The sequence below is a fragment of the Microbacterium sp. M genome, from assembly GCF_045181065.1.
Lineage (GTDB): Bacteria > Actinomycetota > Actinomycetes > Actinomycetales > Microbacteriaceae > Microbacterium.
Genome location: NZ_CP173721.1, coordinates 2,681,880 through 2,694,914, shown reverse-complemented (window position 1 = coordinate 2,694,914; position 13,035 = coordinate 2,681,880). Strand labels below are relative to the sequence as shown.

The window sequence follows — 13,035 nt, the reverse complement described above, 5'->3', positions numbered from 1 at the left end:
CGTAGTCGTGCGCGAACGCGCGATCCGTCAGCGCTCGCGCAGGCGGACCAGTCGTTCGTGCCCTGTCTCCTCCAACTCCGCGATGTCATCGCGGGACTTGAGGAAATCGGAGAACGATCGGTATCCGAGGGCCTTCTCGCTGAAGGACGGATCCATGCGGCGCATGTGGGTCTTGACGGCCGAGCTGTGCAGCCACTCGTCGGCATCGGCTTTGTCGTGCCCCAGACGCAGCGCGCGCTCGAGCAGCTGCGTCGCCTCCTCCTGCTCGGTGAGCTGCGGGGCCTCGGGCTCCGGCGCCTTCGGTGCCTTCTTGGCGCGTGACCGAGGTGCCTTCGCCTTCACGGGCGCCTCCGCCGCGGCATCCGGTTCCGGATCGGGCTCCGGCTCCGGTGCAGGCGCCGGCGTCTGGGCCTTCGCGACCGGACGGACGACACCGGGAAGGGAGTCGTACGCCTCGAACTCGTCGCAGGCAGCGGCAAGCGACTTCGCCGTGGAGCCTGCGACCCCGACGCCGATCACATAGCGGCCGAGACGCTTGCAGCGCTGGGCGAGCGGGACGTAGTCGCTGTCTCCGGCGACGATCACGACATGCGTGAGGTCGGGGAGGCGGAACATGTCCTCGACGGCGTCCACGGCGAGCCGGATGTCCGCGCCGTTCTTGGCGTAGGCGGCGGCGGGGAACAGCTGCACGAGATCGACCGCGCGGGCGACCAGCTGGGATCGGTACACGGCGTTCACCGGGGACGACCAGTCCGCGTAGGCGCGGGTCAGCACGAGGGTGCCGAACGACGCCGCGTAGTCGATGATCGCACCGACCTCGATCATGGCCCGCTTCAGGCGCTCCGCGACCTCGGGATCGCTCGGGTTCTCGGTGATGCGCTGGCGGTCCTTGCCGTACGCGTTGCGTCCGTGGACGCGGTCGTACCAGGAGATGACGATGTTGTCGAAGTCCAGGTAGACGGCGACGCGGGTGTCCTGCGGTTCGGCCATGGTGTCATCCCTCGCTCGGGTACCGCACGCCGATCTGGGCGCGGATCTCATCGAGCGTGCCCATGATGGCGGCGCTCTCGGCGATCGGGAGGATGTCCCCTTCGATCGTGCCGCTCGCCACGAGCCGTTCGGCCGCGAGCGCCTGGTACTGCATGCCGCGGCCGGTCACCTCGGAGGCGTAGCTCTCGTGGACCGTGCCGTCAGGACCGACCACGCGGAAGGAGGTCGGCGTGTACCAGACACGGTCGATGTCGATGCGCGCCTCGGTGCCGATGATGGATGCCGCGTTGGGGCCGGATCCTCGGGCCGATGACAGGCTGGTCGACACCGCGCCGCCCGCGTGCGTCATGACGGTCGCGACCTCGGCATCCGCTCCGGTCTCGCCCAGACGGGCGACGGCCTTGATCGCCGTCGGCGCGCCGAGGATGTCCCAGATGAACGAGATCGGGTAGATGCCGAGGTCCAGCAGCGCGCCGCCACCGAGCTCGAGCGCGTTCAGACGGTGAGCCGGGTCGGAGGTGATGAGCTGCGTGTGGTCGGCCGTGACCGCACGGATCTCGCCGAGCGCGCCGTCGGCGATGAGCTCGCGGATGCGGATCATGTGCGGCAGATACCTGGTCCACATGGCCTCCATGACGAGGAGGCCCCTCTCGGCGGCGAGGCTCTGCAGGTCCTCGGCCTCGGCGCGGGTCACGGTGAACGCCTTCTCGACGAGCGCGTGCTTGCCGTGCTCGAGGGCGAGACGCGCATCCGCGTGATGCATCGGGTGCGGAGTCGCGACGTAGATGATGTCGACATCCGGGTCGGCCGCCAGCGCTTCGTACGAGCCGTGCGCGCGAGGGATGTCGAAGCGTGCGGCGAACGCGTCAGCCGATGCCTGCGATCGGGAGCCGACCGCCACGAGGTCGAGTCCTTCGGTGCGGAGGTCGGCGGCGAACGAGGCGGCGATGCCGCCGGTGGCGAGGATTCCCCAGCGAAGACCAGTCATGCACTCAGCGTACCGGCCGGTCCCGACGCCGAACCCCGTCAGAGGCGGGCCAGGGCCTGGTTCAGATCGGCGATGAGGTCGGCAGGGTCCTCGAGGCCGGCCGAGAAGCGGATCGTGTTCAGCGAGATCCCTGCTGCGGCGCGCTGGGCAGGAGTCAGGTGCGAGTGCGTCATGGATGCCGGATGCGCCACCATGCTGCGCGCATCGCCGATGTTCGCGATCAGGCGGACGACGGCGAGACCGTCGATCACGCGGGCCGCGCGTGCATGTGCCGCGGGGTCCTCATCGCCCGTGATGTCGCCCGCCAGATCGAACGAGAACACGGACGGCACGCCACGCGGCAGGTAACGCTGCGCGAGACCGTGCCAGGGGTTCCCCGCCAGTCCAGGGTGGTGGACGGCTGCGACCTTCGAATGCTGCGCCAGGTGCTCTGCGATCGTCAGCGCCGTCGCACTCTGGCGGGAGACCCGCAGGTCCAGAGTCTCGATGCCCTGCAGGATCTGCCAGGCGTTGAACGGCGACAGCGACGGGCCGAGGTCGTGCACGTACTTCGACTTCACGAGCGCGCCGAAAGCGAAGCCCTGCCCGAAGCGCTCCCACAGCACGAGCTCGCCGAAGCGCGCGTACGGAGCGGTGAACTGCGGCCAGCGCTCGGGCTCCGCCCCGAAGTCGAACGTGCCCTGGTCGACGACGACGCCGCCGAGCGAGGTGCCGTGACCGGAGAGGAACTTGGTCGCCGAGTGCACCACGAAGTCCGCGCCGTGCTCACCCGGGCGGACGAGGTACGGCGTGCCGACCGTGTTGTCGATCACGAGCGGGATGCCGGCATCGTGGGCGATGTCTGCGACGAGGCGGATGTCGAGCACCTGCGCGATCGGGTTCGCGACCGACTCCGCGAAGAGGACGCGGGTCTCCGGGCGGATCGCGGCGCGCCAGGCATCCGCATCGTCCTGGTCGACGAACGTCACCGGGATGCCGAAGTCGTCGAACGTCTCCTGCAGCAGGTCGACCGTGCCGCCGTACAGCTGGTCGGCTGCGACGATGTGCCCGCCTCGGCCCGCGAGCGCGAGCAGGGTGACCGCGACCGCGGCCTGGCCGGAGGCCACGGCGACGGCCGAGGTGCCGCCCTCGAGCGCGGTGACGCGCTCCTCGAGCACCTGCTGGGTCGGGCTCGCGTTGCGGCTGTACAGGTTGCCCGCCTTGCGCAGGGCGAACAGGTCCGCGGCATCCGCCAACGAGGCGAACTGGAAGGCCGCGGTCTGGTAGATCGGCGGAACGGCGCTGTTCTGCGGGGTGCCTGGCAGGTAGCCGGCCTGGATCTGCCGTGTGGCGAATGCGGTCGAGCCTGGGTCGGCGGAAGCGGTCATCCGTCCATTGTCCCGGCGCGCATCGCGCGCGCGTGTGCGTGTGTCGAAGTATTGCGGGCCGGAGTCAGGGGATCAGGACGATCTTGCCGCGGGCGGCGTGCTGCTCGACGAGCTCGTGTGCGCGGGATGCCTCGGCGAGCGGAAGCTCCGGCCCGATCTCGATCTGGAAGTCACCATCCGCCAGTCGAGCGATCGCGAGCGGAACGGCCTCGGCACGCCAGGCCAGTTCTTGCGACGTCAGCGGCTGTGATGCGCCGCCGCTGAATGCCCGGATGCCGAGCTCCGCGGCATCCGGACCGCGAACGATGGTGGCGATGCGATCGTGATCGGCGACCAGCTGCTTCGACACGTCGATCGCCTCGTCCGTGCCGATGCAGTCCAATGCCGCCGTGACGCCCTGAGGTGCGGCCTCTCGGACGCGATCGGCGAGGCCGTCTCCGTATGCGACCGGGATCGCGCCGAGCTCGCGCAGCTGCGCGTGACGGGCGGGGCTGCCGGTGGCGACGACCGTCGCGCCCCGCGCGACAGCGAACTGGATCGCGGCCTGCCCGACGGCGCCGGAACCGGCATGGACCAGCAAGGTGTCTCCGGCTTCCACGCCGAGCGATCGGACGCACTGGTAGGCCGTGCCGATCGGGATGCCGAGGCTCGCGCCCTCTTCGGCGGTGACGGCATCCGGGAGCGGTGACAGGCACTCCGCCCGGACGGCCAGGTGCGTCGCGTACGTGCCGACCGCATCGCGGATCGCGACCCGGTCGCCGACGGCGAAGCCGGCGACGCCGTCTCCGATCGCGTGGACGGTGCCCGCACCGTCGAATCCGACGCGGCGGGGCTCGGTGATCGGCGGGGACGGGCGGGCGCCGCGACGGAGCTTCGCGTCGAGCGGGTTGACGCCTGCGGCCTCGATCCGCACGACGACTTCGCCGGGGCCGGCGACGGGGTCGGGGATCTCCACGAGCTGCAGGACGTCAGGGGTGCCGATTTCGGTGTAGACGATCGCGCGTGCCATGCCGCCAGGCTATCGCGTGCCGGCGAGCACTTTCTGGATCCGCTGCGGCGACACCGGCTGGGCGGTGCCGAGCCGTTGGGCGAAGACGCTGATCCGGTACTCCTCCAGCAGCCATCGGGCCTCGACGAGCGACTGCGGCGCGTCCGCCGCCAGCGGGATCGTTCCGCCGGCGTCCTCGAACGCGCGCGCCATGCGCTCGAATTCGCTCATGCGGGTGCGGTCCTTGCCCGGCTCGTTCGCCAGGGTGTTCAGGCGATCGAGCATCCCGTCGAGATAGCGCGGCAGGTGCGAGAGCCGTTCGGCGCCGGTCGCCGAGATGAATCCGGGGTGCACGAGGCCGGCGAGCTGGGAGCGGATGTCGTTCAGCGGTCCGAGCAGGGCGAGCGAATTCTGCGCCTTGATGGCCCGTTCGACATCACGAGCCTTCGTCAGGATCTTCGCGATGAGAGACACGCACGCGAACAGCCGGTCCACGAGTGCGGCGTTGACGGCGTCGCGCACCCGGGTGAAATCGGCTTCGGTGCGGACGATGCCGCCCGTCGCCTCGGCCTCGATCATGGCGCGCGCGACGGCGGCACGGGCGTCCTCGATGAGCGCCGCGACGTTCTGGTACGGCGAGGCCGCCAGTGCCAGCTTCTCCTGGCTCGTCAGGTGCCCCTGGATGTACGACGAAGGGGAGGGGACGTTCAGGAGCACCAGGCGCAGGATGCCGTCGCGCGTCGCCTCTTCGGCGGCATCCGCGGTGGCCTCGACCCGGACCGACACCGTCTTGCCAGCATCCACGATCGCGGGGTATCCGCGCACGACGCCACCCGCGACGCGCGTGTCGAGGACCTCCGGCAGTTCGCCGAACGTCCATGCGGTGAGGCCGTCCTGCTCGCGCATGGTCCTGGCGCCGGACGGCGCGGCCGACTCCGGGCCCTGGGTTCCGCCGTCCGTTCCCTGAGCCTGCCGCAGAGCGTCCGCCATCGCCGTCTCCGGTCGTCGGCCACGGCCGTCCGTCGGTCGTGAGATCGATCGGGCGACGCTCGCGCGCGCCCGGTCGGCCAGCTCGTCCTGCAGACGGGACAGGTCCCGCGCGGAGCCCGCGACTCGACCGCGTTCGTCGACGGCGCGGAAGTTCATCCGCAGGTGCCCGGCCACGCGCTCATCGTCGAAGTCCGAAGCCGTGACCGGCTGGTTGGCGAGCGGCTGGATGAGCTTCGCCAGCGATTCCTTCAGCGTCCGGGGCGGCAGGCCGCCGTGATGCTCCGGCCCGTCCGCCGCGAGGGTCTCGCCGAACTTGTCCGCCCAGTCCGCGGCCGGCACGACGTGCCGACGGATGGCCTTCGGAAGCGCGCGCAGCAGCGCGGTGACGAGCTCGGCCCGCAGACCAGGCACCTGCCAGTCGAAGCCGCGGTCGTCGATCTGGGCGAGCAGCGCCAGCGGTACGACCACGCTCACACCGTCATCCGCCGCCCCCGGCTCGAAGCGGTACGCGAGCCCCAGGACCTGGTCGCCCTGGTTCCAACGCGTCGGGAACTCGCTCTGGTCGGCGCGATCGGCGTCGTCGAGCAGATCGCTCTCGCGCATCACGAGCATCTTCGGCGTCTTCTGCAGCGCCTCCCGCCACCAGCGCTCGAACGAGCGCACATCGAAGACATCCGCGGGGATGCGTTCGTCGTAGAAGCGGTAGACGGCCTCGTCGCCGGCGAGGATGTCGCGGCGCCGTTCGCGCTCTTCGAGCTTCTCGAGGCGCTTGCGCAGCTCGCCGTTGCTGCGCCAGAACGCGCTCACCCGCTTGTCGATCCGGCTCGGATCCCACTCGCCCTCGACGAGCGCGTGCCGGAGGAACAGCTCGCGGGCCGCCGCGCGATCGATGCGCGCGAACTGCACGCGGCGTCGCGGGATGATCTCGACTCCGAAGAGCATCACCTTCTCGAAGGCCACCGCCGCCCCGGCGTCCTTGGACCAGTGCGGCTCGGACACCTGGCGCTTGGCGAGGTCGCCGGCCAGCGCTTCCGCCCATACCGGATCGATCGCCGCCGCCGTGCGGGCGAACATGCGCGATGTCTCGACGATCTCGGCGGCCATGACCGCGCTCGGGCTCTTCTTGCGCAGGGCGGAGCCGGGAAAGATCGAGAACCGGATGCCGCGAGCGCCGCGGTACTCCGTGACCCGGCGCTTCGTGTCCTTCGGCGGTGTCTTGTTCGCTCCCTTGGCTGCCGCGGTGCGCTCGTCGAGGATGCCGATCTGCGACAGCAGCCCCGACAGCAGCGCGCGATGCACGGCATCCGGGTCGGCGGCGGGGCCGTCGTGCGTCGATTCGCTCCGCTCGCTCGACGAACGGGAAGAACGGGACGGGTCCTTCACCAGTGACCTCAGCTGGCGGTGCACGTCGAACCATTCCCGCACGCGTACATAGTTCAGATGCTCCGCGCGGCACATCCGTCGGAACGCGCTCGAGCCCAGCTCCCGCTGCTGTTCGCGCAGGTGGTTCCAGAGATTGAGGATCGACAGGAAGTCACTGGTCGGGTCGGCGAAGCGTGCGTGCGAGCGCTCCGCCTCGTCGCGTATGCCCTGCGGGGCATCCTGCGACGGGCGCTCCCGCACATCCTGGATCGAGAGGCCGGAGACGATGGCGAGCACATCCTCCGCGACGCCGGTCTTCGCCGCCTCGACGAGCATGCGGGCGAAACGCGGGTCGATCGGCATCCGTGAGATGTCGCGGCCGATCCTCGTCAGACGGGGGGCATCATCGGACAGGGTGATCGCGCCCAGCTCGGTCAGCAGATCGAACGCGGCCTTGATGCCGCGCGAATCGGGCGGGGTGAGGAACGGGAATGCCTGGATGTCTCCGAAGCCGAGCGAGAGCATCTGCAGCACCACTGAGGCGAGCGAAGTCCGCAGGATCTCGGGTTCGGTGTACTCGGGCCGCTTCTCGAAGTCCTCTTCCGAGTAGAGCCGGATCGCGATGCCGTCGCTCGTGCGTCCTGCACGGCCGGAGCGCTGGTTCGCCGAGGCCTGCGAGATGGCCTCGATCGGCAGGCGCTGCACCTTCGACCGGTGGCTGTAGCGCGAGATGCGCGCTGTGCCGACGTCGATGACGTACTTGATGCCGGGGACGGTGAGGCTGGTCTCGGCGACGTTGGTGGCGAGGACGACGCGGCGACGCACCCCGGCGACGCGGCTGCGCTCGAAGACGCGATGCTGCTCGGCGGCGGACAACCGGCCGTAAAGCGGCAGGACTTCGGTGGGGGAGCGGTCCTTCGCGTACGCGGCGCGCACGGCATCCGCGGCATCCCGGATCTCCGCTTCGCCGGGGAGGAACACGAGAACGTCGCCGGCGGCCTCGCGATCGAGTTCACGCAGGGCTGCGACGATCGCGGAGACCTCGTCGTCCGGCTCGGAGTTCCGAGGCGTCGGCTTCCGGCCGGCGGCATTCGTTCGATTCGCGGGCGCTCCGGACGAGTCAGCGGGAGTCGGGGGTTCGTCGACGAGCGGGCGGTAACGGATCTCCACCGGGAACGTCCGCCCCGACACCTCGATGACCGGCGCCGGCGTGCCATCGGCATCCGCGAAGTGGCGGGCGAAGCTCTCCGGATCGATCGTCGCCGACGTGATGATGACCTTGAGATCGGGCCGTTCGGGCAGGATGCGGGTGAGATAGCCGAGCAGGAAGTCCACATTCAGTGAGCGTTCGTGGGCTTCGTCGATGATGATCGTGTCGTAGCGGCGGAGCAGGCGATCGCGATGGATCTCGTTCAGCAGGATGCCGTCGGTCATCAGGGCGATCTGCGTGGCATCCGAGACCTGGTCCGTGAAGCGCACCTTGTAGCCGACGAGTCCGCCGAGTTCGACGTGCAGCTCCTCCGCCACGCGCTCCGCGATGGTGCGGGCGGCGAGGCGTCGCGGCTGCGTGTGCGCGATCTTCGTACGCCCGAGTTCGAGGCAGATCTTCGGCAACTGGGTCGTCTTGCCCGATCCGGTGGCGCCGGCCACGATGACGACCTGATTCGCGCGGATCGCGTCGGCGATCTCCTCCCTGGCCGCGCTGACCGGCAGCTCGGCGGGGTAGGAGATCACGGGAGAGGACATAGCCCTCCATCGTACGACGCGGAACGCGACGTCTGCGTTCGAGCGGCGCGACCTCGGTCGCACGGCATCCATACCTGCGGTGGATGTCGTGACGAGCGGGACCGCTCAGGCTGATCGGCATGAACAGAATCCTGCGCATCGCCACAGGCCCGTCCGCGCTCGTGGTCGTCACGATCGCGGCTGCCTCCGCGTCCGTCGTCCGGATCGTGCTCGGCCCGGGGGCCGCATACGCGAACATCTTCCCGCCCCCGTGGCTCGGGCTGGTCGCGGCGGCGATGGTCGTCCCCGTGATCGTGCTCCGGGCGCGGGGCAGCGATGCGGCGAGCCTGTGGTGGGCGTGGGGTTGCGCCGTCTTCTTCTTCGGTGCCTCCGGCGGCTTCATCCTCGACGCATTCCGCGCATTCTTCGCCCTCACTCGAATTCCCGCGGGCGACTTCGGGATCGTCGACCTCGCGGGTGCCGTGTCCCGCGGGATCGATCTGATCGCAGCCCTGGTCGTGATCCTGTACGCGCACGCAATCACGCACCGAGAAGCGCCGCCAGCCGGCCGGAAGCCTGCGCTGCTGTGGCTGGGAATTCTGTTCGCGGTTCCGTACCCGTTGCTCAAGATGGTCTGGTGGGTTCAGGGACCGAGTGCGATCCAGAATGTCGGATTTCCCGCGGGGGAGATCGTGGCCTTCGGGGCTGCGGCGATCTGGATCGTCGTGCTCGTCGGCCTCACGCGCCCCAACGGCTGGTCATGGACAGTCGTCTGCGGCGGGATGGTCGGTTCGGGGGCATTGCTCAGCATGGGAGCCCTCATGGTGTTCGGATTCGTCTTCCAGGCAGTGGCGCCCTCTGGAGCCGTCGTCTACGGCGAGGGCGGTTCCACATTGCTCGTGTTCGGCGTGTACGGCACCTGGCTCGGCCTGGGGGCCGTCATGCTGGCCGCGACGTTGACGGCGATGGAGACTCTGATGAACGCACGAACCGCATCGCGCGCGGTGCGCCCGTGAGCAGCCGTCTCGTGGTGCTGGCCACGGCGGTGACCGTCGTCCTGCTGCCGTTGACCGCGACCGTCGCCTTCCTCTCGCTGCCGCCACCGGCAGCCTGGGCTGTCTTCCTCGTCGCGATAGTTCAACACGTCGCGTCGTACTTGTCCTCTTCGCGGCCGACGATCGCCCTCCTGCTGATCGCCGCCGGGGCCGCGATGCAGGCGTTGATCACCGGTCTGTTCTTCCTTCTGCCGTCCAACGGGCTCGTTCTGACCGCGATCTGCGTCGCGTCCGCGCGAGGGAGCAGTGCAGTCGCCATCGGCGTCGCGTTGACGGGTTCGGCTCTCGCGACGATCGCGTACGCGTCGGACGACAGCGTCGTGGACTCCGGCTTCGGTCCCCAGCCGTGGCTGCTGCTGACCCTGTTCATCGCGCTGTCGGCGGTCGCCTGCGCTTCGGGGTGGCTCTGGCGGTCGCAGCGGATCGCGGCGGAACTGATTCGAGAACGGGATCTGCGAGATCGGCGAGAGCAGGAATCACGGGCGATCGAGGGGGAGCGCAATCGCATCTCTCGGGATCTGCACGACATCCTGGCGCATTCGCTCGCGGTGGTCATCAGCCAGATCCGGGTTGCGCGCTTCGAACCCGACAACACGGAGGAGGCTCTCGCGACGGCCGAGGCGACGGCGCGATCATCGTTGGCGGAGCTCCGTCAGACTCTCGGGGCACTGCGCGAGACCCGCCCAGGCGACCGGACTGCGAGCGTGAAGATCGACATCGGTCACCCGACATCGTTGGCCGCTGCCGCCGAGGCGCTCGGAGTTCCGCTCAGCCACGTGGTTCGCGGGACACCGCGCACTGTCGGCGAGCACCGTCGTGCGGCCATCGGCTGGCTCGTCCGCGAGGCACTCACGAATGCCGCGAAGCACGCCCCCGGCGCGCGGGTGGACTACGCCGAGGTCTGGGAATCCGATCGCCTGGAGATCTCGTTCAGCAACGACCGGACGATCGCCGATGGCGTTGCTCATGCGAGCGGAGGTCTCGGTCTGCGGGGGATGGCCGAGAGGATGGGGGAGGTCGCCGGAGTCCTGTCCGTGCAGTCGTCACCGCGCTTCGTGGTCACGGCCGTTCTCCCGTTCGAATCGCCGCTCGAAGGGAAGTCCGTCCGATGATCCGCGTCTTCGTCGTCGACGATCAAGAACTCGTCCGTGCCGGCATCGTGGCGACCGTCCGTGCGCAGGATGACATGGAGGTCATCGGCGAGGCCGCCGATGGCGAGCAGGCTGTGCGAGGGATCCTGCGCACGCACCCTGATGTCGTGCTGATGGATCTGCAGATGCCGATCGTGGACGGGGTCGAAGCGATCCGGCGACTCCGCGCCGCCGAGGCCGATGCGGCGTTGATAGCACTGACGACTTTCGACACGGACGACAACGTGTTCCGCGCCCTGCACGCCGGTGCCTCGGGTTTCCTGGTGAAGGACGCGTCCGTCGATGACGTCGTCGCGGCGATTCGCTCAGCTGTCGGCGGCGATGCAGTCCTCTCGCCCACGGTCGCTTCCCACGTGGTGGCGCAGTTCCTCGCCTTCGCACCGGATCCTGTGCGGCGCGCAGCCGAGAGGGAGGCCCTTGCGCCGCGGGAGATCGAGATCGTCGGAATGATCGCCGAGGGCCTGAGCAATGCGGAGATCGCCGGGCGGCTGCACTTGTCGGAAGCGACGGTCAAGACGCACGTCGGCCGTGTGCTGACCAAGATCGGACTGCGTGATCGTGTGCAGATCGCCGTGTGGGCCCTCGGTGGCAGGAAACCCTGAGGCGGACGCCCGATGGTTGACATGCAAAGAGCTTTGCAATACAAAGTTAACCGTGAGCGATCCGCGGACGATCTCGAAGTGGGCCATCGGGCTCCCCTTGCTGCGCGTCGCGCTGGTGGCCGCGGCATCCGCCCTCACCTGGCTGGTGATCAGCGGGATCGACCCCGGTGTCGCGTTCCCGCCGCCTCCGGTCATCGCCGTGGTCGCCATGGTGCCGGTGAACGTGGTGTGCCTGGTGCTCGTCGCCCGGCTGCTGCGCCGAGACGGACGCACCCTGCGGGAGGTGCTCGGCTACGAGCCCCGTCGCATCGGAACGGATCTGCTGTGGGGCCTGCTCTGGCTCGTCGTGATGTACCTTCCGTTCGCCGGAGCGATCATCCTCGTGGTCTGGCTGCAGCACGGAGATCAGGTGTTCGTCGCGATGGAGACGGTGTTCTTCGACCCGGCGAGCATCCCGTCACTCGACCCGGTCGTCTGGAGCGTGATCGCCGTCGTCGGTGTTCTCACCTTCGCGCCGCTGAACGCTCCGGTCGAGGAGCTCGTCTATCGCGGCTGGTCCCAGGGGATGCTGGCACGGCGGATGCCGATGACCGTGGCGATGGTCCTCCCCGCGGCGATCTTCGCGCTGCAGCATGTCTGGTACGCCCCGAGCCCGGACGCCGTGGTCGCCTTCGTGTGCGCGTTCTTCGTGTGGGGTGTCGGATCCGGCCTCATCTATCGACTCCAGGGGAGACTGATGCCCCTCGTGTTCGCGCACGGTCTGGTCAACCTCGTCTTCTCGTTGCCCGCTCTCGCTATCCCCTTCCTCGCCGCCTCGATCGGAGCCTGACATGACGCACGACGATGCAGCCCTCGACCCCGCCGCGATGCTGGCGCTGGCACGCGACCAGCAGCGCAGCGTGAGCGGCAGGATGGGTGCTTTCGTGCCGTACATCCTGCTCGCGTGGGGCGTCGCGTGGCTCGCTGGGTTCATCGCACTGTGGCTGGCGGAGGGGCCGGAGGTGCTGCCGATGACGGCAGCGGCACCGATCATCGTGGTGCTGTTCGCAGGTGCCGGGGTGGTCTCGATCGTGCTGGGGGCGCGGTCGAGCCGGGGCGTGCGCACCGGCAAGGATGCCGCGTTCGTTGGCGTCGTCTACGGGCAGGCATGGTGGATCGGTTGCGTGGCGATCTTCGTCATCGGGCAGGCCATGGTCGTGAACGGGATGGATGCCGAGCTGCTCGGCATCCTCTATCCGTCCGCGTACGTGTTCTTCGCGGGACTGATGTATCTGGTGGGTGGGGCGCTGTGGCGCGCGGTTCCGATGATCGTGCTCGGTGTGTGGACGATCATCGTGAGCGCGGTCGCGCCGTTCGCCGGCGCCCCCGTCCACTATCTGGTCTTCGCGATCGCCGGCGGAGGCGGCTTCCTGATCGGCGCGGCCTGGACGCTCTGGTGGAGCGTCTCCGCGCGTCGGCGCGCGGGAAGCCGGAACAGCGCATGACCGAACTCGACCCGGTCATCCACGCGGCGGCTCGACTGCGGATCAGCGCGGCGCTGGCGACCCTGGCCGCGGATGAGAGCATCACGTTCCCTCGATTGCAGGAACTGCTGGACATGACGGCGGGGAACCTCTCGACGCACCTGCGCAAGCTGGAGGATGCCGAATACGTCGACGTGGAGAAGGCGCATCGCGGACGCACTCCCGTCACCTACGTCGCTCTGTCCGTCCGCGGACGGCGGGCGTTCGAGGACTACACCGCGGCGCTGCGTGAGGTGCTCGGCGGCAGCTCCTGAAACGTATCGTCGCGCATCTGTTCATCCTGTCATCACAGGT

The 13,035-nt window shown here is 69.2% G+C and carries 11 protein-coding genes; 6 read left to right on the top strand and 5 right to left on the bottom strand.

Annotated elements, in window-relative coordinates:
• Nucleotides 1-27: 27 nt before the first annotated feature.
• The 5 genes from ACI7YT_RS13395 to hrpA all read right to left on the bottom strand — a co-directional run bounded on the left by ACI7YT_RS13395 (nt 28) and on the right by hrpA (nt 8,431).
• Entirely contained in the window at nt 28-990 is a 963-nt protein-coding gene (locus ACI7YT_RS13395; RefSeq protein ID WP_406246029.1) for an NYN domain-containing protein, read from the bottom strand.
• Nucleotides 991-994: 4 nt separating this feature from the next.
• The gene (locus ACI7YT_RS13390; protein ID WP_406246028.1) at nt 995-1,978 is read right to left on the bottom strand and encodes a Gfo/Idh/MocA family protein; all 984 of its coding nucleotides are present in this window, start codon (nt 1,976-1,978) and stop codon (nt 995-997) included.
• 38 nt (nt 1,979-2,016) lie between these two features.
• Nucleotides 2,017-3,345, bottom strand: a complete 1,329-nt coding sequence (locus ACI7YT_RS13385) for an O-acetylhomoserine aminocarboxypropyltransferase/cysteine synthase family protein (protein ID WP_406246027.1) — start codon at nt 3,343-3,345, stop codon at nt 2,017-2,019.
• 64 nt (nt 3,346-3,409) lie between these two features.
• A complete protein-coding gene (locus ACI7YT_RS13380) occupies nt 3,410-4,354 on the bottom strand; it encodes a zinc-binding alcohol dehydrogenase family protein (protein ID WP_406246026.1) in 945 nt (314 codons plus the stop codon).
• 9 nt (nt 4,355-4,363) lie between these two features.
• Nucleotides 4,364-8,431, bottom strand: a complete 4,068-nt coding sequence (gene hrpA, locus ACI7YT_RS13375) for an ATP-dependent RNA helicase HrpA (RefSeq protein WP_406246025.1) — start codon at nt 8,429-8,431, stop codon at nt 4,364-4,366.
• A gap of 119 nt (nt 8,432-8,550) precedes the next feature.
• Here hrpA and ACI7YT_RS13370 point away from each other — a divergent pair, with 119 nt between their 5' ends.
• From ACI7YT_RS13370 to ACI7YT_RS13345, 6 genes are read left to right on the top strand one after another with little or no spacing between them, the layout of a single operon-like run.
• Nucleotides 8,551-9,426 (top strand): hypothetical protein, encoded by an 876-nt coding sequence (locus tag ACI7YT_RS13370; protein ID WP_406246024.1) that lies wholly within the window; start codon nt 8,551-8,553, stop codon nt 9,424-9,426.
• The gene (locus ACI7YT_RS13365; RefSeq protein WP_406246023.1) at nt 9,423-10,577 is read left to right on the top strand and encodes a sensor histidine kinase; all 1,155 of its coding nucleotides are present in this window, start codon (nt 9,423-9,425) and stop codon (nt 10,575-10,577) included. Before ACI7YT_RS13370 ends, ACI7YT_RS13365 begins: the two co-directional genes overlap by 4 nt.
• Nucleotides 10,574-11,218 carry a response regulator gene (locus ACI7YT_RS13360; protein ID WP_406246022.1) on the top strand — a complete coding sequence of 215 codons (645 nt, stop codon included), beginning with the start codon at nt 10,574-10,576 and terminating at the stop codon, nt 11,216-11,218. Before ACI7YT_RS13365 ends, ACI7YT_RS13360 begins: the two co-directional genes overlap by 4 nt.
• Before the next feature lie 52 nt (nt 11,219-11,270).
• Nucleotides 11,271-12,047 (top strand): CPBP family intramembrane glutamic endopeptidase, encoded by a 777-nt coding sequence (locus ACI7YT_RS13355; protein ID WP_406246021.1) that lies wholly within the window; start codon nt 11,271-11,273, stop codon nt 12,045-12,047.
• Between the two features lies 1 nt (nt 12,048).
• Nucleotides 12,049-12,702, top strand: a complete 654-nt coding sequence (locus ACI7YT_RS13350) for a hypothetical protein (protein WP_406246020.1) — start codon at nt 12,049-12,051, stop codon at nt 12,700-12,702.
• Nucleotides 12,699-12,995 (top strand): transcriptional regulator, encoded by a 297-nt coding sequence (locus ACI7YT_RS13345; RefSeq protein WP_406246019.1) that lies wholly within the window; start codon nt 12,699-12,701, stop codon nt 12,993-12,995. Before ACI7YT_RS13350 ends, ACI7YT_RS13345 begins: the two co-directional genes overlap by 4 nt.
• Nucleotides 12,996-13,035: the final 40 nt, after the last annotated feature.

Coding starts and splice junctions, on each gene's coding strand:
- ACI7YT_RS13380 (WP_406246026.1), bottom strand. CDS start 4,354: ATGGCACGCGCGATCGTCTACACCGAAATCGGCACCCCTGACGTCCTG.
- hrpA (WP_406246025.1), bottom strand. CDS start 8,431: ATGTCCTCTCCCGTGATCTCCTACCCCGCCGAGCTGCCGGTCAGCGCG.
- ACI7YT_RS13350 (WP_406246020.1), top strand. CDS start 12,049: ATGACGCACGACGATGCAGCCCTCGACCCCGCCGCGATGCTGGCGCTG.
- ACI7YT_RS13370 (WP_406246024.1), top strand. CDS start 8,551: ATGAACAGAATCCTGCGCATCGCCACAGGCCCGTCCGCGCTCGTGGTC.
- ACI7YT_RS13390 (WP_406246028.1), bottom strand. CDS start 1,978: ATGACTGGTCTTCGCTGGGGAATCCTCGCCACCGGCGGCATCGCCGCC.
- ACI7YT_RS13345 (WP_406246019.1), top strand. CDS start 12,699: ATGACCGAACTCGACCCGGTCATCCACGCGGCGGCTCGACTGCGGATC.
- ACI7YT_RS13385 (WP_406246027.1), bottom strand. CDS start 3,345: ATGACCGCTTCCGCCGACCCAGGCTCGACCGCATTCGCCACACGGCAG.
- ACI7YT_RS13360 (WP_406246022.1), top strand. CDS start 10,574: ATGATCCGCGTCTTCGTCGTCGACGATCAAGAACTCGTCCGTGCCGGC.
- ACI7YT_RS13395 (WP_406246029.1), bottom strand. CDS start 990: ATGGCCGAACCGCAGGACACCCGCGTCGCCGTCTACCTGGACTTCGAC.